The 18,721-nt window shown below is 59.4% G+C and carries 20 protein-coding genes and 1 tRNA gene; 11 read left to right on the forward strand and 10 right to left on the reverse strand.

The genetic code is table 11. The features are described from left to right. Nucleotides 1-3: 3 nt before the first annotated feature. From LQ220_RS15330 to rplA, 5 genes are all read left to right on the forward strand, one after another. A tRNA-Trp gene (locus LQ220_RS15330) sits at nt 4-79 on the forward strand. Nucleotides 80-245: 166 nt separating this feature from the next. Beyond that, nucleotides 246-446 carry a preprotein translocase subunit SecE gene (gene secE, locus LQ220_RS15335; protein ID WP_230189054.1) on the forward strand — a complete coding sequence of 67 codons (201 nt, stop codon included), beginning with the start codon at nt 246-248 and terminating at the stop codon, nt 444-446. A gap of 52 nt (nt 447-498) precedes the next feature. Next, nucleotides 499-1,035, forward strand: coding sequence for a transcription termination/antitermination protein NusG (gene nusG / locus LQ220_RS15340; RefSeq protein WP_230189160.1), 537 nt, complete (start codon nt 499-501; stop codon nt 1,033-1,035). 208 nt (nt 1,036-1,243) lie between these two features. Continuing rightward, nucleotides 1,244-1,675 carry a 50S ribosomal protein L11 gene (gene rplK, locus LQ220_RS15345; RefSeq protein WP_230189055.1) on the forward strand — a complete coding sequence of 144 codons (432 nt, stop codon included), beginning with the start codon at nt 1,244-1,246 and terminating at the stop codon, nt 1,673-1,675. Nucleotides 1,676-1,678: 3 nt separating this feature from the next. Continuing rightward, the gene (gene rplA, locus LQ220_RS15350) at nt 1,679-2,377 is read left to right on the forward strand and encodes a 50S ribosomal protein L1 (RefSeq protein WP_230189056.1); all 699 of its coding nucleotides are present in this window, start codon (nt 1,679-1,681) and stop codon (nt 2,375-2,377) included. 303 nt (nt 2,378-2,680) lie between these two features. Here rplA and LQ220_RS15355 read toward each other — a convergent pair whose 3' ends face one another. The 3 genes from LQ220_RS15355 to LQ220_RS15365 all read right to left on the reverse strand — a co-directional run bounded on the left by LQ220_RS15355 (nt 2,681) and on the right by LQ220_RS15365 (nt 6,498). Then, nucleotides 2,681-3,460, reverse strand: a complete 780-nt coding sequence (locus LQ220_RS15355) for an SDR family NAD(P)-dependent oxidoreductase (protein WP_230189057.1) — start codon at nt 3,458-3,460, stop codon at nt 2,681-2,683. Between the two features lie 99 nt (nt 3,461-3,559). Then, the gene (locus LQ220_RS15360) at nt 3,560-3,979 is read right to left on the reverse strand and encodes a nuclear transport factor 2 family protein (RefSeq protein ID WP_230189058.1); all 420 of its coding nucleotides are present in this window, start codon (nt 3,977-3,979) and stop codon (nt 3,560-3,562) included. Between the two features lie 59 nt (nt 3,980-4,038). After that, complete coding sequence (locus tag LQ220_RS15365; protein WP_230189059.1) at nt 4,039-6,498, reverse strand: TonB-dependent receptor; 2,460 nt, start codon at nt 6,496-6,498, stop codon at nt 4,039-4,041. 235 nt (nt 6,499-6,733) lie between these two features. Between LQ220_RS15365 and LQ220_RS15370 the strand changes: the two genes are divergently transcribed. Together LQ220_RS15370 and LQ220_RS15375 are read left to right on the forward strand one after the other, a co-directional pair. Then, nucleotides 6,734-7,537, forward strand: a complete 804-nt coding sequence (locus tag LQ220_RS15370; RefSeq protein WP_230189060.1) for an SDR family oxidoreductase — start codon at nt 6,734-6,736, stop codon at nt 7,535-7,537. A 34-nt stretch (nt 7,538-7,571) separates the two neighbouring features. After that, nucleotides 7,572-8,354: an SDR family oxidoreductase gene (locus LQ220_RS15375; RefSeq protein ID WP_230189061.1), complete on the forward strand. Its 783-nt coding sequence runs from the start codon at nt 7,572-7,574 to the stop codon at nt 8,352-8,354. A gap of 38 nt (nt 8,355-8,392) precedes the next feature. Here LQ220_RS15375 and LQ220_RS15380 read toward each other — a convergent pair whose 3' ends face one another. The 5 genes from LQ220_RS15380 to LQ220_RS15400 all read right to left on the reverse strand — a co-directional run bounded on the left by LQ220_RS15380 (nt 8,393) and on the right by LQ220_RS15400 (nt 13,303). Further along, on the reverse strand, nt 8,393-9,028 hold the full coding sequence (locus LQ220_RS15380; protein WP_230189062.1) for a hypothetical protein: 636 nt from the start codon (nt 9,026-9,028) through the stop codon (nt 8,393-8,395). Nucleotides 9,029-9,156: 128 nt separating this feature from the next. Then, complete coding sequence (locus tag LQ220_RS15385) at nt 9,157-10,161, reverse strand: sterol desaturase family protein (RefSeq protein WP_230189063.1); 1,005 nt, start codon at nt 10,159-10,161, stop codon at nt 9,157-9,159. A gap of 787 nt (nt 10,162-10,948) precedes the next feature. Beyond that, nucleotides 10,949-11,242 (reverse strand): antibiotic biosynthesis monooxygenase, encoded by a 294-nt coding sequence (locus LQ220_RS15390; RefSeq protein ID WP_230189064.1) that lies wholly within the window; start codon nt 11,240-11,242, stop codon nt 10,949-10,951. Nucleotides 11,243-11,288: 46 nt separating this feature from the next. Continuing rightward, nucleotides 11,289-11,711 (reverse strand): nuclear transport factor 2 family protein, encoded by a 423-nt coding sequence (locus LQ220_RS15395; RefSeq protein WP_230189065.1) that lies wholly within the window; start codon nt 11,709-11,711, stop codon nt 11,289-11,291. Nucleotides 11,712-11,791: 80 nt separating this feature from the next. After that, entirely contained in the window at nt 11,792-13,303 is a 1,512-nt protein-coding gene (locus LQ220_RS15400; protein WP_230189066.1) for a fatty acid--CoA ligase, read from the reverse strand. 177 nt (nt 13,304-13,480) lie between these two features. Between LQ220_RS15400 and LQ220_RS15405 the strand changes: the two genes are divergently transcribed. Next, a complete protein-coding gene (locus tag LQ220_RS15405) occupies nt 13,481-14,242 on the forward strand; it encodes an SDR family oxidoreductase (protein WP_230189067.1) in 762 nt (253 codons plus the stop codon). Nucleotides 14,243-14,256: 14 nt separating this feature from the next. After that, the gene (locus LQ220_RS15410; RefSeq protein WP_230189068.1) at nt 14,257-15,006 is read left to right on the forward strand and encodes a ThuA domain-containing protein; all 750 of its coding nucleotides are present in this window, start codon (nt 14,257-14,259) and stop codon (nt 15,004-15,006) included. 3 nt (nt 15,007-15,009) lie between these two features. Here the strand turns inward: LQ220_RS15410 and LQ220_RS15415 are convergent, their stop codons facing one another. Further along, nucleotides 15,010-15,375: a Rieske (2Fe-2S) protein gene (locus LQ220_RS15415; RefSeq protein WP_230189069.1), complete on the reverse strand. Its 366-nt coding sequence runs from the start codon at nt 15,373-15,375 to the stop codon at nt 15,010-15,012. Nucleotides 15,376-15,509: 134 nt separating this feature from the next. Between LQ220_RS15415 and LQ220_RS15420 the strand changes: the two genes are divergently transcribed. Further along, nucleotides 15,510-16,520, forward strand: a complete 1,011-nt coding sequence (locus LQ220_RS15420) for an NADP-dependent oxidoreductase (RefSeq protein ID WP_230189070.1) — start codon at nt 15,510-15,512, stop codon at nt 16,518-16,520. A gap of 10 nt (nt 16,521-16,530) precedes the next feature. Here the strand turns inward: LQ220_RS15420 and LQ220_RS15425 are convergent, their stop codons facing one another. Next, a complete protein-coding gene (locus LQ220_RS15425) occupies nt 16,531-17,637 on the reverse strand; it encodes an acyl-CoA dehydrogenase (RefSeq protein ID WP_230189071.1) in 1,107 nt (368 codons plus the stop codon). Between the two features lie 288 nt (nt 17,638-17,925). Between LQ220_RS15425 and LQ220_RS15430 the strand changes: the two genes are divergently transcribed. Beyond that, entirely contained in the window at nt 17,926-18,720 is a 795-nt protein-coding gene (locus tag LQ220_RS15430) for a LuxR C-terminal-related transcriptional regulator (RefSeq protein ID WP_230189072.1), read from the forward strand. Nucleotide 18,721 lies beyond the last annotated feature (1 nt).

Raw genomic sequence — 18,721 nt, forward strand, 5'->3', positions numbered from 1 at the left:
TACAGGAGCGTAGCTCAGTTGGTAGAGCGTCGGTCTCCAAAACCGAATGCCGTGGGTTCGAGTCCCTCCGCTCCTGCCATTGGCTTGCGCCCAGCTTGAAAAGGCTTGGGCATAAGTCTATGGAACGTGAAGAAAATTGGTCGCGGAGCAGTGGCCGCATCCGGGAAGCCCGATCTGGGCAAGGCCCGGAGGGCGGCGTATTGCTTCGCGGTTTGTGTTGTTTTTGAATGGGTTGATCGACTCTCATGGCCAAGACGTCCCCAGCGGAATTCGTCAATCAGGTACGCGCAGAAGCGAACAAGATTGTGTGGCCGACGAGTCGGGAAACGATGATGACCACGGTTATGGTCGTCATCATGACATCGATCCTGGGCCTGTTTTTCTTCGGCATCGACACCGTATTCGGTGCGCTGGTGAAGTGGTTGCTGGCGCTGGCCGCCGGTTGAGGCGGATCAGGAACGACGCGAACGGTATAGAATTGGAGTTTTGACGGTCAACATGGCGCGCTGGTACATCATCCATGCCTATTCAGGCTTCGAGAATAAGGTCCGCGACTCGATCGTGGCCGATGCCGAACGCCTGGGCCTGACCCAGTTGGTCGAATCCGTCGAGGTGCCGGTGGAAACCGTCACTGAAGTACGCCGCGGCAAGAAGGTGCAGTCGGAACGGAAATTCTTCCCCGGCTACGTCCTTGCCAAGCTGGCGATGAACGACGACGTGTATCACTTGGTGAAGAACACGCCGAAGGTCACAGGCTTCCTGGGATCGATGGGCAAGCCGCAGGCGATCACCGAAGCGGAAGCCGCGCGCATTCTCAACACCAAGGAGGAAGCCGCCGCCAATCCCAAGACGAAGATCACGGTCAATTACGAGATCGGCGACAGCGTCAAGGTTCTGGACGGTCCCTTCGCCAGCTTCAACGGCGTGGTCGAGGAATTGGACTTCGAAAAGAGCCGCGTGAAGGTGTCCGTGTCGATCTTCGGCCGCGCGACCCCCGTGGAACTGGACTTCGAACAGGTAGAACTCGCCAAATAATGGCGCGTTCGTGCCCCGGCGAAAGCCGGGGTCCAGGGTTTCCAGGCGCAGCGCAAGCCGCCCTGGGTTCCTGCTTTCGCAGGAACACACAGCATTTCCGGGCGACCGGGAATACCCGCGGGAGGCGCATCTTCGGATTCGCTGCTTGACCGCTAAACTTGAACGGGGAGGTCGGTCCGCCGCCCTTCCAGCAACAGAGTGAGTAAACATGGCTAAAAAGATTACGGGCTATATCAAGCTCCAGGTGCCTGCTGGCGCCGCCAATCCGTCCCCGCCGATCGGCCCTGCACTGGGTCAGCGCGGCGTGAACATCATGGAATTCTGCAAGGGCTTCAACGCGGCGACCGGCGACGTGGAAAAGGGCACCCCCCTCCCCACCGTCATCACCGTCTATGCCGACCGCAGCTTCTCCTTTGTCACCAAGACGCCCCCTGCCACCTTCCTCATCAAGAAGGCAGCCGGTCTCAAGTCGGGTTCCAAGGAACCGGGCAAGGTCGTCGCTGGTAAGATCAAGCGTTCGCAGCTTTCGGAAATCGCACAGGTCAAGATGAAGGATCTGAACGCGAACGACATCGACGCCGCAACGAAGATCATCGAAGGCAGCGCCCGCGCAATGGGCCTCGAAGTGGTGGAGGGCTAAGACATGGCTAAGCTGACAAAGAAGGCGAAGACCCTCGCTACCGCAATCGACAAGGAAAAGCTGCACAGCGTCGATGACGCACTGGCGCTGATCAAGACCCACGCGACTGCCAAGTTCGACGAATCCGTCGAAGTGGCGATCAACCTGGGCGTCGATCCCCGTCACGCTGACCAGATGGTCCGCGGCGTCGTCACCCTGCCCGCTGGCACCGGCAAGACCGTTCGCGTCGCTGTGTTCGCGCGCGGCGACAAGGCCGAAGCAGCGACTGCCGCTGGCGCCGACATCGTGGGTGCCGAAGACCTGCTCGACAGCATCCAGGCTGGCAACATCGACTTCCAGCGCGTCATCGCAACGCCGGACATGATGGGCCTCGTCGGTCGTCTCGGTAAGGTTCTGGGTCCCAAGGGCCTGATGCCTAACCCGAAGCTCGGCACCGTGACCCCGAACGTCGCAGAAGCCGTGAAGGCAGCCAAGGGCGGCCAGATCGAATTCCGCGTCGAAAAGGCCGGCATCATCCACGCTGGTCTGGGCAAGGCCAGCTTCAGCCAGGACGATCTGCGCAAGAACTTCGACGCATTCGTCGACGCGATCGTAAAGGCCAAGCCGACCGGTTCGAAGGGCAAGTACGTCCGCAAGATCGCTCTGTCGTCCTCGATGGGCCCAGGCGTGAAGGTCGACGTATCGGAAGTCGCTTCGGCCTGATCCGACCTACGGTAAGCTAACAAAAAAGGCCCCGTCCTCAATCAGAGGACGGGGCCTTTTTTGTTACTACTGCCTCAACCCCCACCACCCGTTCGGGCTGAGCCTGTCGAAGCCTTCTACTAATACCACTGTGCATTGATAGGAACCTACAGTCTGGTGTTCCCCGGCGAAGGCCGGGGTCCAGTTCTGAGCGTGGGACTGGACCCCGGCCTTCGCCGGGGAACACCAATACCGTCCCTATAAGTCGCAATCATCGCAATTTTGTATAAGTGACGCGAAGTGCCTTCGCCAGCAGACGATCCCTCAAACCCCCATCATACCCGCCGTCGACGCCCCGTCGATCAGATATTCCGTCCCCGAAATAAACGCTGCCTCGTCCGAAGCCAGAAACGCCACCAGCGCCGCGACTTCCTCCACCTTCGCCATCCGCTTCATCGGCGCCATGCCTTCGTACATGCTGCGTGCCAGCGCCGGATCGGGCGAACGGTCGATGATGTTGCGGATCATGCTGGTTTCAACGACGCCCGGAAGCACGCTGTTACAGCGCACCTGCAACCCTTCGTTGGCGCAGTGCATGGCGATCGACTTGCCCAGCGCAATCACCGCCGATTTGGTGGTGGAATAAGCGACGAAATTGCCCATCGCCTTGTGTGCCGACATCGACGAATTGATGATGATCGACCCGGTCGGCCCGCCCGGATTGTCACGCATGATCTTCACCGCCGTCTGCGCGGTCAGCATCACGCCGGTCAGGTTCACCGCAATGATCCGGTCCCACCCCTCGATGGTGATCGACTCGACACTGCTGTCGCCTGCTTCGATCCCGGCATTGGCGAACACGATGTCCAGCCGCCCATATTCCGACCGGAGGTGCTGCTCGACCCGCTGCCAGTCCTCCGGGCTCTCCACCCGGCTCTTGATGAACGCTGCGCCGGTCGCGTCAGTCACGGCTTTCGCCGCTTCCTCATTGGAGCCGGTAAACAGCACCTTCGCGCCATCCTGCGCCAGCCGCTCGACTGCGCCGCGCCCGATGCCTGACGTTCCGCCCGTTACCAGAGCCACCTTGCCGCTTAAATCTGCCATAGTCTCATGCTCTCCTGCGCGTCGTTCCGCGGTCACGCAGACACACATGCCAAATATCGCGCCACGATGCGCCCTGCAAAAAGTGGCAGGACGAAAACCTCAATCCAGAGACAATGTCCCGGCAGCCTTGGCGATAGCGGCAGTGTCGAAATAATAGGGCGTGATACCGCTGAACTTGTCGCCCCGCACCTGCAGCCTTTCGCACAGCGGCATGGCCAGCCGCTCTCCATTGTGGCGGGATGTCGCATGGAGCGTCAGGATGACGACGGCGTTCGTATCCGAAATCGTGACATCCTCAACTGCAAGCGAAGCATCGTCCCAAAAGGCGAAAACCTTGGTGTACAATTCTTCGAGCGCTGACTTTCCCAGATACTCCCCTCCGAAGGGCAAGTTATCCGCTTCCAAGATCCGGAAATCGTCAGTCACCATTTTGTCGACCGCGGCCCAGTCGCCCGTGGCGCAGATCCCATAGATATCGTCGACCATCTTCCTGATCTGTTCGTAGCGGGCACTATCCATGGCATCCTCCATCAAAATGGGCAGGACCGCCGATCGGTGGCCCTGCCCTGTTATCCGTGTCAGAACTTCGTGCTGACCTGAATCTGTACGGTGCGCGGCATCGTTCCGAATCCGAGCTGATCGGCATGGGCAGCCAATGTGCCACCCGAAGCACCGCCAGTTGACGGACCGTCAACGGCACCCGTCACGTAAAAGCGATTGGTCAGGTTCTTGCCGATCACCGCGACTTGCCAGCGCTCATCCGCGCTGCTCAGACGAATACCGGCGTCGAGCGTGACGTAGCTGCTCTGCCGCGAGTCCGCATTGCCGAAGCCCGATGCAAGGTAGGAATCGCTGTATCGCGCATCGGCATTCAGCCCCAGCAACAGGTTCGATCCCACCGAAACGTCGTAGGAAGCACCGATGGTGCCGGTCCATTCGGGCGCAACCGACAATGGCTGTCCTTTCAGATTCTGGCGGAAAGCGGCGCCCACTGCGACATTGCAGCCTTCCGCCTGGCTCTGCCCGGCATAGCAAGGGGCATCGGGGAAGCTGGTGTAACGTGCCCGGCTGTAGTTGATCGAGCCATGCACGTTCAGTCCCTGAACGTCGCGCGGCGCATATTCGAATTCCAGTTCGACACCCTTGGTCCGCGCATCGGCGGTCAGCGTCTGAAACGCGAAGATCGGCGAGTTGAAGAAGTCGACCTGCAAATTGTTGTACGCATAGCTGTACAGACCTAGATTCAACCGAAGCTGATTATCGGCCAGCGTCGACTTGATCCCTGCTTCGAACCCACGCGCCTTTTCCGGATCGAACGTCAAATCGTCGAAAGGTATGTTCGACAGCTTCGAGTTGATGCCGCCGTTGGAAAAGCCACCCGACTTATAGGCCGTTTTATAGGCACCATAGACCAGCAGGTCAGCGGTCGGTTTCCAGGTGATCGTTGCTTCTGGCGACCAGTCGTTGAATGTCTGATCCGCCGTCACGACGCCCAGGCCATCGGGGTCGTTCTGGGGACGGAAGATGGAGGTCAGCCCCGGATTGTTATAAGGCTGGGTGAAGAAGCTGTCCTTCGTTTCATGCGTGTAGCGGACACCGCCGGCGATTTCGACCGTAGGAACGACTTTCCACGTCACCTGACCGAATGCGGCAATAGTTTCTCCGTCGGTGAAGCTGGTCTTGCGCGTCGCAAGATACTGGTCTTCCCGCGACGCCGCGCTGTTGGTCAGGCCTGCCAGAACGATATACTGGTCAAAGTCCCGGCGGGTCTTCTGATACAACGCACCCACCATCAAATTGACGGGAGAGTCGAACGTCGTAAGCGCACGAAACTCCGATGAGAAAGCGTGATAGGTCGAATTTTCCGTGGCCCAGTTGGCCGCCGGGCTGGATTGGAAATCGCAGGCGCAGGCCCAGCGATTGTTGTTCCAGTTATAATTGGTGACAGAGGTCAGCGTCACATCGTCAAGATCATAGGCAACCGTGCCCGTGACGGCCCAGCTCTTGTACCGGTTATACAGGCTGCCGTCTTCCTTGGCATAGGGGATCTGCGCCGCGAACACGGCAGGCAGTTTGTTCTGATGCGTCACGAAATCGCGGGCGCAGGCATATCCGTTAAGCTGGCTGACGCCGCCATTGGGGCAGTTGAACGCGACATAGTTCCAACTGTTGTTGTTGGTTTCATTGAAGGCGCCCGATGCCTTGACCGTTGCGGTCAACCGATCGGTCGGTTCCCACTTCAGCGTTACCCGGCCCAACAGTTCCTTTTCACCCGGCGCATCTTCCGGCGAAGGATTGGATACCACGGTGCCCGCTACCCCCGTCGCAACGTCCAGCGTCGCATAATTGAACGGCGCAGAGACATTCTTGTAATAGCCGCCCCACATCTTGGATGCGCGCAAAGCGACGCGGATACCCCGCGTATCGGTCAGTGGACCTGACCCGATCACTTCCACCTGCGCTTGCTGCGATTCAACCTCATAGCCTGCACGGGCTTTGAATTCCGGCGTAGCGGTCGGATCTGCGGTGGTCAGGGAAATGACGCCAGCGGTCGCATTCTTGCCGAAGAACAGCGCTTGCGGACCTTTCAGGATTTCGACCCGGCCCAGATCGAAGAAGCCTTCGTTGATGATGCGGCCCTGCCCGTAATAGACCCCGTCGACCACCACCGCGACGGACTGCTCGATGCCGATCGATGTAGACGACGATCCGATGCCACGCAACGTCAACTGCGCGCCCGATCCGTTGGACGCGCGCCCGACATTCAGATTTGGGGTGCGCGCCGCGATTTTTTCGATGGATGTCAGATCCTGCCGCGCGACCATTTCGGCGGAAATGGCCGTAACCGCAACGGGGATGTCCTGAACGCTTTCTTCGCGCTTGCGGGCCGTAACCACGATGTCGGTAAGACCGCCAGTCTGCTCTGCGGCCGCGGGCGTTGCCGCGTCCTGCGCGAGCGCCGGGTTAGCCATCGCGTATGACAGCGCGCTTACGCTGGCTGCGATTTTCCATATCGAACGGCGATGGGTAACGGTCATAAGAAAAACTCTCCCGGTTGCTGATGGTGGCCGGTCTGATGCCGGTTAATCGAATAGCCCGATGCTTAAGGCTGTCCGGATTGCACGGCAGGGGATTGCGCGCGTCTTCCGTCCAAGTCACCCTGTCAAATTCGGGAGGTTCCCGTAACGTCCCCATCATGAGCAAAGTCGGCATCGAAATGCAGACTGCCGTCATGGCGGGGCATTTTGCGTGACGGGAAGAGGATAGGGTGCGATGACGAAACGACTGGACGGAAGAATAGCGTTAGTTTCCGGTGCGTTGCGCGGAATAGGCCTTGCCATCGCGCAGTGTCTGGACGCCGACGGCGCAACCACGATAGTCACCGATCTCGATCAGCCCGACAGCGAAGCGGTCGCCACCGCGATCGGCACTATGACAAATGCCAGCTATATCCGTCTCGACGCGACGGACGAGGACGCATGGATCGCCGCGCGCGCGCAGGTCGCGGAAACATACGGCCATCTCGACATATTGGTGAACAATGTCGGTGCGGACCTGACCGGCAAGGTGCAGGATATAAAGCTCGCCGACTGGCGCCGACTGATGACGCTCAACGTCGATACGGTATTCCTGGGCACCAAGACATTTCAGCCGCTGCTGGCCAAGGGCGGGGCCAGCACGCCCTACGGCTCCAGCATCGTCAACATCAGCTCGATCATGGGCCTCGTCGGCATGGGCGAGGTGTCGGCTTATAATGCGTCGAAAGGCGCAGTCCGGCTGTTTACCAAGTCCAACGCGCTGGAATTTGCCGACAATGGCGTGCCGATCCGCGTCAACAGCGTCCATCCCGGCTTCGTCGAAACACCCTTGCTGCACAAGGGGATGAAAAGCTGGGCGGAACGCGACGGCACGCTCACCGCGCAACAACTGATCGACGCGATGGCGCAAACGACGCCGATCAAACGCCTCGCCCAGCCCATCGAGATCGGCAAGGTCGTCGCGTTCCTCGCCAGCGACGACGCCAGCTACATGACCGGCAGCGAAGTCGTTGTCGATGGCGGCTGGACCGCACGCTGACCTTCATCGCCCCCAAAACGGAAAGCCCGAACCTATGAACGCATTCTCTCTCTCAGGCAGCGTCGCTGTCGTCACTGGCGCAACTGGCGGCATCGGTCGCGCATCGTGCAAGGCTCTCGCCGAAGCCGGTGCCACGGTCATTGCGACCGATCTTGCCGCCTCCGCAGATGTCGAGGGCGCATCGGCCTATCATCCGCTCGAAGTAACGAGCGAAGAAGCATGGCGCACGCTCATCGGCTTAGTGGAACGCGATCACGGCCGCCTCGACATTTTAGTCAACAATGCGGGCATCTCCGTCACCAATTCCATTGCCGACACCAGCCTTGCAGAATTTCGCAAATGCATGGCGATCAACGTCGAGGGTGTGTTCCTTGGCACCCAGGCGGCCCAGAACCTGCTCGCCAAAAGCGGAGCAGATCGCAAGGGCGGCGCCTCGGTCATCAACCTGTCCTCGGTCGGCGGCCTGAAGGGCGCAGCCTATATGGCGGCCTATTGCACCAGCAAAGGCGGCGTGAAGCTGTTCACCAAGAGCGCAGCGGCGGAATTCGCGCTGCTTGGCCTGCCGATCCGCGTCAACAGCGTCCACCCCGGCGGCATCGACACCAACATGATGGACACCATCTACAACCGCTATGTCGAGGCGGGCCTGTTCCCCGACGCCGCCACGGCCCGCAGCGTCGTGTCGGCGGGCCACGCCATGGGCCGCATGGGCGATGCGGAGGAAATCGCGACTGGCATCGTCTACCTCGCCTCTCCCGCTGCCAGTTTCATGACGGGATCGGAACTCGTCATCGACGGCGGCATGACCGCGCGCTGAGCGACCGGGCCGCAAAGCGCTGAAGCAAGTTGTGCAGGTCAGGAACCTGCCAACTTTCTTCTGAACAGCCTTTTGATCAGCCAGTCTTCCAGTATCCGGCCGACGATATAGAGCGTCGCGAAGATTGCCGCGAAAACATAAGCCGGCGTTGGTGAAGGCTTATCGTCTTTTTCGTCGTCCTTATCTTTATCCTTGTCCTTGCCTTTCTTTTTGTCATCTTTCTTCGGCTTCTCAGGCTCCGGCGCACCCAGGAACTTGTCGATCGGATTGAGCTTCAGCTCGGGCTCTTTCTTCTCTTCCTTTTTTGCCTTGTCGGAGGCTTCGGTCGACGATTTCTGGTTACCCATGACTATCGTCAACTGCGCGAAGCCAAGAAACAGGAGCGGCGCAAGAAAGCACAGCAGCAACGCCCGACTGGTGAGGTTATAGCGCAGCACAGAGCCGCCCTCACCCTTTTCGATCCGCAGGACACCATCGTCGAAAATGGACATCTTGTCCTGCGGCGCCTGCGCTTTCTTGCGAAATGTCAGCGTATCATATGTGCGTTCGTGGCTGGTGCCGCGCTGACGAAACAGCGGGTCGAGCCGATCGAAGGCTTCCTCACTCGATTGCTCTGGAACGAGCGTCAGGCTGCCCCTGATATGCCAGATCCAGTCAATGAAACGCAGGTTCACGCAACCTCCTTTGGAGAGAGCTTTCAATGGCATAAGGACAGCAAGGCGCGCACCGGCCGACCCTGTGTCGGCTTCGACTCCGCTCAGCGATCTCTAAGAGGATTAAGCGGTTGCCTGGGCCGTTCGACTTACTCGGCCGGAACCGATATCGGTTCCGATGCCGAGGATGATCCCGAACGCCCGAAACGTTCCTTGATCGTCTTCCAGCCTTCGGTGAAGGGATAGGTCATCGTCTCGCCAACCGACATGCGGCGCCCGCCTTCCATGCCCAGCAGTTCGGCTTCGCCATCGACACATGTGCCAAACATGCGGTCGATGATGATCCATGTACCGGCATAATTGCTGCGCGTGGCCTCGTAATCCTGCGAATGGTGCACGCTGTGATGCTCGGTAGTGTTGAACAGGAACCGCCACCAGCGCGGCGTATTGAAGCGCACATTGATATGCTGGTAAATCGAAACGGTCAGGCCGAGCGTTCCTGCAAGCAAGGCTGCGCGGGGCAGAAAATCGAAAAATCCGCCGATGCCCAGCCCGATCAGGAACAGTTCGATGGGGTTGCCCACCGCGCCCTTGTTGATGTTCAACTGGGTGATGTAGTGGTGGGGCGCATGGGTCAGCCACAGCGGATACCAGTTGTGCATCCCGCGATGCATCCAATATTGCCCGAAATCGAACATGAAGGAAATCAGGAACGCCTGCACCAGCAACGGCAGCGCCATAAACCAGGCCAGCTTGTCCCAGTTGAACGACTGCTGCATCGCTTCGATCATGGCACCATCGCCGATATAGGTGTCGACCATGCGGAGCAGCGTATAACCCAACCCGACGTAGAACAGGTCGGTGATCAACTCCTTCCATGTCAGCCGCCAGCTATCGTAACGTGGATTGACCCATTCCAGCGCCAGCAGCAACAGCTTGAAACCGATGCCGATGGCAATGCCGGTCGACGCCTTCGCGATGGAATTGGGCGCATAGTACCAGAAGGCCAGCAGAGCGAACAACGCAGCGGGCTGGAACCAGGTAAAGACGAACTGCTTGACCGGGCCGCCTTCCACCTTCGGGATATTTTCCCAACCGATCGTGACCGGCGACTGACTGCCGATGACCCTTTTACCTACGCGAATCCCGTCCATACCGTTGGCCCCCGCACTATGTGATCGACTCTCCCGGTAGTACTAATTTTCGATATCGTAATACCAATATGCGTTCTCTGTCTACAGCATAGTCAATATCGCATCATGTTCTCTGAAAACGGTGAGATCGTCCGTCCATCCGTCATTCGCGAAGGACGCAGCCCAAGATAGTATCGCAACTCTTTGAGCGGCATATTTCCCTGTCCTACACGCACCCCGATCCGTTACCCCTGCGCGCGTGCTCAGCCCGACGCCCTGCACGGAATCCTTGTCGCGTTCCCCTCTCGCTCATGCGCTCATGACGCACAGGTGAGACAGCCAGGCGGCAATTTGATTTCACCATGTGCATTCTGGCGTCATTTCGTGCGGCACGAACGGGACCGCAGCGCCTGAAGCTGCACCATATCCAAGTCTCTCAGGCGGGGGCCTGTGGCTGGCCTGAGCTTATGCAGCGAAGGAGAAATGGCATGATGCAATTGGCGGATGCTTACCAAACAACCCGTCCCGTGTTCCTGCGCAGGCAGGAACCCAGTAATACAGCAACGTCAGCCCATGAAGCGTTTACTGGGTTCCTGCCTACGCAGGAACACCCAAGCGCGCGTATCGGGCGTCGGGAAGCTCCACCTCAGCACCACCCCGGAACAGCCCCAATGGGTAGTGACGTAGTGAGGCCTTTGAGGCTTTCCGCGCATTTTACCCCCAACAAAAAGGTCCGGTCCGCTGCAGCGGACCGGACCTTCTCATCCGCCCATTTATGGAGAGAGGGCGGAAAGGTGAAAGGCGAGTTTCAGAACTTCTGCGTGGAAGACACCTCATGGACCAAAACGTCGTTCGTGAACTTGCCGGCAAAATCGGCCAGCAGCTTTTCGATGGCGGGCAACGCGAGATGCGCCTGCAGCGCTTCCATATCGCGCCAGCCTTCCATCGCCATGATAATGCCCTTTTCCGCGTCCTCGATGCCCATGTGGTAGAATGCGCAACCGTCCTCCGCGCGGGAGGGTTCGCACAACTCTTGCAACCGCGCGAACAGGTCAGGCAGGGTGGCAGGGTCGGTTAGAATCTGGCCGGTGATGACGATCATGCGGAATACTCTCTGCTAAGGGAAAAGGGAGAACGGAGACCATCGCTCACGTCTGGTGAATGATCGTGAAGGCGCGGCTCTTGAGGAACCACTGCCCGTCCCGCTTGACGAGCGTGTCGTTGTAACAGGCGCGCGCGCGCTTATCCTTCAACGTGTCGGGCTCCTCATAGACTTCGGAGAAATAGGCGCGGGCGACGGCAGTGTCTCCATCGACCTGAATCATGCCGGGGGTCATGATGAAGCTGAGCTTGGGATAAAGCGGCATCGCTCCGCGCCACAGATCGACGACTGCTGTCTTGCCAGAGACGACCCCCAGTTCAGGGTAATGCGACAAGTCCCAATGGCAATCCTCTACCCAAAGCGACGCCCACAGCGCCTCGTCCACGCGGTTGACGGCATCGGCATAGGTTTCGAGGACTTCGCGAATGGCGATCCGGTCCTCCAGCGGGCCGGTGTAATTGGCGGTCATGCCACTCTCCAGATTGTCTTATGGGCTTGGGGGCAGGCTAAGCGATTGGCGCGCACCGCAAACCTGCCACAAGCACGAGGTCAGCGATATTCGTCCCGCAATAGCCGCCGCAGGATCTTGCCCGAAGGATTGCGCGGCAGGGTCTCGCGAAAGGCAATCGTCTTGGGTGCCTTGTACGCCGCAATCCGCTCCCGCGCCCACGCAACCAGCGCGGCGGGATCGGGCGTGCGCCCCTCGACCGGGACGACAATGGCCTTCACCGCTTCGCCCCATTTCGGGTCGGACACGCCGATCACTGCGACGTCAGCGACATCGGGATGACTGTAAAGCGCGTTCTCGACTTCGGCGGGATAGACATTTTCGCCACCGGTGATGATCATGTCCTTGATCCGGTCGGCCAGATACAGATAGCCGTCCTCGTCCATATATCCCGCGTCGCCGGTCCGCAGCCAGCCGTCGGAATCGACCGTTTCAGCGGTGGCATCGGGCCGATTGTAATAGGCGATCATATTGGCCGTGGACCGCGTCGCAATCTCCCCCACCGCCCCACGCGGCAGTTCTATCCCGTCCTCACCGACGATCCGCACTTCGACGCCGGGCAGCGGCACGCCGATCCCGCGCATCCGCGCATTGCCGTCAGGATCATGATCCTCCGGCGGCAGGCCGACGATGGTCCCCGCCGTCTCCGTCATCCCGTACATCTGGGCAAAGCCGCAACCGAACACTGCAATCGCCTGCCGCATCAGGTCGAGCGGGATGGCCGACCCGCCATAGCAAATGGTCTGGAGGAAACTGAAATCGGTCCCCCCCGCATCGGGATGATCGCACACGATCTTCATTGCAGTCGGCACCATCATGATTTTCGTGATGCGATAGCGAGTCAGCAGATCCAGCACCTGATGCGGATCAAACTCCCGCACCACAATCCCCTTGCCGCCATGCTGCAGCGACCACATACCCCAGCCCGATCCGCTGATATGGAATATCGGCATCGCGATCAGCGCGACATCTTTGGCGGTCCACCGGTTCCACGCCGGCATCCGATCAACGGGCGTATCCTGCCGCAGTGCCAGCAAGCTGCGATTGCTCAGCAACGCTCCCTTGGGATTGCCCATGGTCCCGGACGTATAGAGTTGCAGCACAGCGTCGTCATAGCCCGCCTCCCGCGCCGGATCGGTCGCATCTTGCGCATCGCGCCACGTCGCAAAGTCGGATGTGCTCATCGGCTTATACGCCGCGTCGGTATCCAGCCGGTCGAGAAATTCGGGGTCCGCCAGCACCATGTGCGGCTCACAATCGCCCAGGATATAGGCAACCTCCGGCGGTGCCAATCGCCAGTTGATCGGCACCAGCACCATTCCGGCCTTCGCCGCGCCCAACCAATATTCGAAATAGAGATCGCTGTTCTTGCCAAGATAGGCGACGCGGTCGCCCGGATGCAGACCCGCGGCGATCAGACCGTTGGCCACCTGACTGGCATGGCGATCCAGCGCGGCGAAACTCGTTTCGCGCTCTTCGAACACCAGTGCAATGGCATCGGGCGTTTTTGCCGCATGGTGACGAACAATGTCGGTGAGAACGCTTCTCTGCATCGAAATTCCGGCCTCTCCCTGCCTTATGCGGCCTGCCCGCCTATCAGCGGTCGCCTGCCTTGCCCGCAAAAGCCACTGACGGATTCGCCAGTGCAGTTCGCGCCAGCCTTCTTTAAGGTCTCCTCATCATCTGCGCGGCACCGACCGCGTGCAACTGGCATTTTAGGGAGAGCGACAATGGATTTAGGCCTTGCGGGCAAGAAAGCCATATTGGTGGGCGCCAGTCATGGCATCGGCCTCGCTACCGCACATGCGCTGGCGGCCGAAGGCGTTTGCATCGCGTTGTGTTCGCGGTCTCAAGGCAGTGTCGACACGGCAGTCGATGCCCTAAAGGCGCATGGCGGCACGGTCATCGGCGGCGCAGTCGACGTTACCGATGCCGAAGCACACAGTGCCTGGATCGCCAAAGCAGCCGAAGAACTGGGCGGCTGCGACATCTTCATTCCCTTCACTTCGGCAAACACCGGTGTCGATGACGAAGCAGGCTGGCGCGCAGTGTTCGATGCCGACATTCTGCCGCTGGTGCGTGGCGTTCAAGCGGCGTTGCCCTTCCTGCAAAAGTCGGATGCCGCCTCTATCGTCACCATTTCCTCAACCGCAGCGTTCGAGGATTTTATGGGACCGGGCGCATACAATGCGCTGAAGGCGGCGGTGATAAACTACACCTCGGCGCTCTCACAAAAGCTGGCTGGCGAAGGCGTCCGAGTCAATTGCGTCTCACCCGGCCCGGTTGAAATGGAAGGGCGCGCATGGGACCAGATCAAGCAGGCCATGCCTGACTTCTACACGGGCATTCTCAAGCAGATCCCTATGGGCCGCATGGGCAGTGGCGAAGAAATCGCGAAGGCCATCGCATTCGTCGCTTCGCCAGTCTGCGGCTACATGACCGGCGCCAACCTCGTGATCGATGGCGGCTTTACCAAGCGCGTGCAGTTTTAGGCGGAGCCTGGGCAATGGCGAACAACGAGGCAAAGCGGATCGACTGCGTATTGATCGCAGGCGGATTGTATCACGACATCGATTTCGCACGGCTGGAATTACTGAAGCTTCTAGGGGAGGACGAGCGCGTGCGTACGCGCGTGTTCGAGGATTACAGCAACATCGAAGCGATCACGTCCGCCGACTTTATCATAACCTACACCTGCGATGTTGTCCCCTCACTGGAAGCACAGGAAGCGCTGCGCAATTATGTGCAGGGTGGCGGGCGCTGGTACGCGCTCCACGGCACAAATTCGGTCCTGCGCCTGTTCGAAAGTGGCCTTTACGGCAGTCCGCGATGGGCGCCGCTTTTCATGGAAACGCTGGGCAGTCAGTTCGTCGCCCATCCCCCCATTGCGCCGTACACCGTCACGGTTGCCGATCCCGACCATAAATTGACGCAAGGAATCCAACCTTTTGAGACGACGGACGAGCTGTATCTCATGGAGCTGCACGGCGACTTGCATGTCCTGCTGGAAACCGAATTTTCTGGTGAAGCGACGGGGTTCGACGAGCATGAATGGGCGCACGGCACCCACCCCGTGCTCTACATCAAACCGCAAGGCGAGGGCGCCGTCCTCTACAACACTCTTGGTCACTGCCGGGGGCATTACGACATGCAACCGCATCTCGATTACTGGCCCACGGTCGACCGATGTGCATGGGACTTGCCGGTATTTTACGATCTGCTGCGCCGGGGCATTGCCTGGGCAAAGGGCGATTAACGACTACGCCAGCGGCTTGACGGGAAGATGCTCCATGCCAGGTGCTTCATCGGGCACCGCAACTTCAATCCAGCCGTCGGCGTCTTCACGCCAGGGATACAGCTTAAGCGGTTTATACCCTGCTCCGCCCAGACATTCGCCGGTGTCGAGCTTGAAACGGGCGCCATGTAGCGGACACATCACCGCACCGCGCCGCACGCGCCCATCGGGCGCGAGGGGCGCGGCGGCATGGGTGCAGCGGTTGATCAGCGCGTGGATGGCGCCTTCCTCGCGGCAGACAAGCACCGGCCAGCCATTGACGACGAAGGGCAGCACCGCGCGCTCCTCGACATCGTGCGCCAATACAACCCGATGAAACGTCTCAGCCATTCTGCATCCCTTATCTTCTCTGCCGCGCTCTGCCGCGCGGACTCTTATGCAGCAATTGATGCTTTTCATAGCTGCGCGCGCTGGCTTGGCAACGCACATTCGCTGGCACAGACATTTGAGAGGATTGCAAAGTCATGGTCGAAATAAACCGCTACTGGCGGCTGGACAGCTATCCTGAAGGGCAGGATTTTGCTAGCGCGATGGATCTGTATGACGCTCCGATGCCTGACATTGCGGATCGCGAAGTGCTGGTTAAAAACCTCTGGTTCTCGCTCGATGCCGGTACGCGCATGTGGTTCACATCGCGCACCGACAGCTATATGCCACCGCTTCCTCTGGGCAGTCCGGTCATGGGCTTCGTGCTTGGCCGCATTGTTCAGTCGCGGCATCCCGACTTTGCGGAAGGCGCAATCGTGCGAGCATATGGCCAATGGGCGGACTATTCTCGCCTTGCCCCTGACATCGGCAATTTCTGGCAAGTTCCCGACATTTCCGACATGCGGCAGCATTTCGCAGTGCTTGGCCCGAACGGCTGGACCGCATATGTCGGCCTCAACGAATACGCAAAGGTGCGCCCCGGTGAAACAGTGCTGGTTTCCGCAGCGGCGGGCGCAACGGGACTACTCGCAGCGCAATTTGCATTGGCGACGGGATGCCGGGTGATCGGGATCGCGGGCGGCGCCGAAAAGTGCCGACGGTTGCGCGAAGAATTCGGTCTTACGGCCACCATCGATTACAAGAATGACGACGTGAGCGCACGCCTTGCGGAGATCGCGCCTGACGGAGTCGACGCCTATTTCGATTGCGTCGGCGGTCCTCTACTGGATGCCATTCTGCCGTGCATGGCTATGAACGGGCGGATCGCGATCTGCGGTCTTATTTCCACCTATGACCAGATCGAACGAAAAGGTCCGGTCAATTTCGACCTGATCCTTATGAAGCGTCTGACCGTTGCGGGCTTCTTTTCACCTGACTTCTATTTTCGCGGTGAAGAGATCAACCGCCTGACGCAGCCATGGCTGGACAATGGGACCGTATCAATGGCGTTCGACGTCACCGAGGGACTGGAAAACACACTGATCGCCTATGCGAAAATGTTCACCGGCGGTAACTTTGGCAAGACGATGGTCAGGCTTGCCGAATAAGCCCCCGGACTTATGCTGCCGCAGTCAACGCCACATAGCGGCGCAGTTCCCAATCGTTGTCGCCGAACAGCGAGGCCAGCACCAATACGCGCTTGAATGCCTGACCGATCATCAATTCTTCGGTTGTTCCGATACCGCCGTGAAGCTGCACAGCATCTTCGGCCAGCGTTATTGCGCTGGTTGAAATGAATGCCTTGGCCCCTGTTACTGCCTGATCGCGCCCCTCATCCGATTGTGCTGCGGCCCGGTACATCTGACCGCGGCTCAGTTCCAGCAGTCCGTAATTGTCTGCCATGCGATGCTGGATCGCCTGGAAATCGCCGATAGCCTGCCCGAACTGGTTGCGCGTTTTGAGGTAGTCCAGGGTGGAATCGAACATCATCGCCATCAGGCCGACCAATTCGCCGCAGATGGCGAGCCGCGCATCGGCCAGCGCAGCATCCAGGGCAGAGCGACCGCCCGCCATCGGTGCAGCAAGCACGTGCGTGAGTCGAACATCGCTCGCCACCGACCCATCAGCAAGGCGATAGTTACGCCGGGAAACCCCTTCGGCATCTGACGCAACCAGATACAGCCCTATGGCCCCGCTGTCGTCCTTCGCAGCTACGATCAGATCATCGGCGAAAGGACCGCCAACGACCATCTGCTTCGTACCGTTTAGCCGATAGTTTGCCCCATCGACGACGGCGTTCGTCACGATCGCGTCGACGTTGAAACGGGAATTATGTTCCGCGCAAGCCAGCGCCGCAAAACGTTCGCCGGACGTGAGGCCAGGAAGCAGCGCAGCTTTCTGCTCCTGCGTCCCTGCGCGTTCTATAACGCCGCCAGCGAGCACGATGACCGGTAGCACAGGCTCGACCGCCACCGATCGCCCAAGCGCCTCCATCACAGTAATCAGCTCGACGGCACCGCCTCCAAAGCCACCAGACTCCTCGCCAAAAGGGAAACCCAGCGCTCCGGTTTCCGCCAGCAGCGACCAACCTTGCGCACTGAACCCGAAAGGCTCCCGCACATAAGCGAGGCGTTTGACCGAGTCGTAGCGATCCGTTGCAAACCGCACGATCAGATCGCGCAGCATGCTTTGCTCTTCGCTGAGATCGAAATTCAAAACTGCCATCCCCTATTGCCGTTCGCCTTGCCGATATGATCCCGACGGGCTTTGCGTCGGTAGTTCGACGTCGATGCACTAAGCACCCAAGGCTGCATCGTATCGCCTGCGTTTTCCAATAGTTCGATGCAGGCCGGCTAGAGAAACCTATACAGAGTCATAGGTTTTTGCCGCCTTGCCGGAGGGACAGCACCGGTATAGTCTGTGTGCATGGAGAGACCAGGTGACAGCTTTGCCACCTGCACGGATGATGCCGGACAGACCCTAATAGGCGCCGACATCCGTTCGAGCAGGTATGTGCCAACCGCGATAGCCAAGGCGGCGGACATTCGCCCCGCGGCGGAGGCATTACGTGACATCGCGCTGGAAATCGGAAATTTCCGCGTTGCCGCCTGCGCCAATATCGCTTCCAAATTGTCGATGTGCGACGAATCCGGTGAGGTGCTGGCTTCCACCGTGTTCGGCTGGCCCGCATCGAAGGAACAGTGGTGGAAGAAACCGCTTCTCGCGCTCAGTTCGCCCCTTCCGTTCGCCTGCCGGTATGAAAGCGAGCCTTTCTGGGTAAATGCCAAGGGTATTCATACTCGTGCACCCAATAGCCTGCTCGATCAGATCGACCTTTCTCACTTCAATGACGACGTGAATGCACGCGCTGCCATCGTCGTCCCGATCCACCTTCCATTCGGCCAGATCGGAGCCGTGAGCTTTACGCCCATGGACAACAGCCGCGATGATTTGTCGCGCGAGTTCGATCTCTACGCCGATCAGCTTGAATATCATTCCCGCAGGTTCATCAGCGGCTATTCGCGTGTGACCATGCAGCGTCCGTGGATTCCAAAGAACTGCCGCCTGTCGAAGCGGGAAGTCGAGTGTCTGCGCTGGGCGGCTGTCGGCAAGACCGATGTGGAAATTGCAATGATCCTCAGCAGGAGTTGCGCCACCGTTCGCTTCCACATCCACAATGCCGCAACCAAACTGGAAGCAGTCAATCGCAGCCAGACAGTCTTCAAGGCCACGCAGTTGGGCTTCTTGGGCAATGTAGCGGCCGTTTCGCCGCGCTCTGTCAATCCCGAGAATCTCGCCCATAATTGAT

This window comes from Sphingobium sp. CECT 9361 (genome assembly GCF_918741285.1).
Lineage (GTDB): Bacteria > Pseudomonadota > Alphaproteobacteria > Sphingomonadales > Sphingomonadaceae > Sphingobium.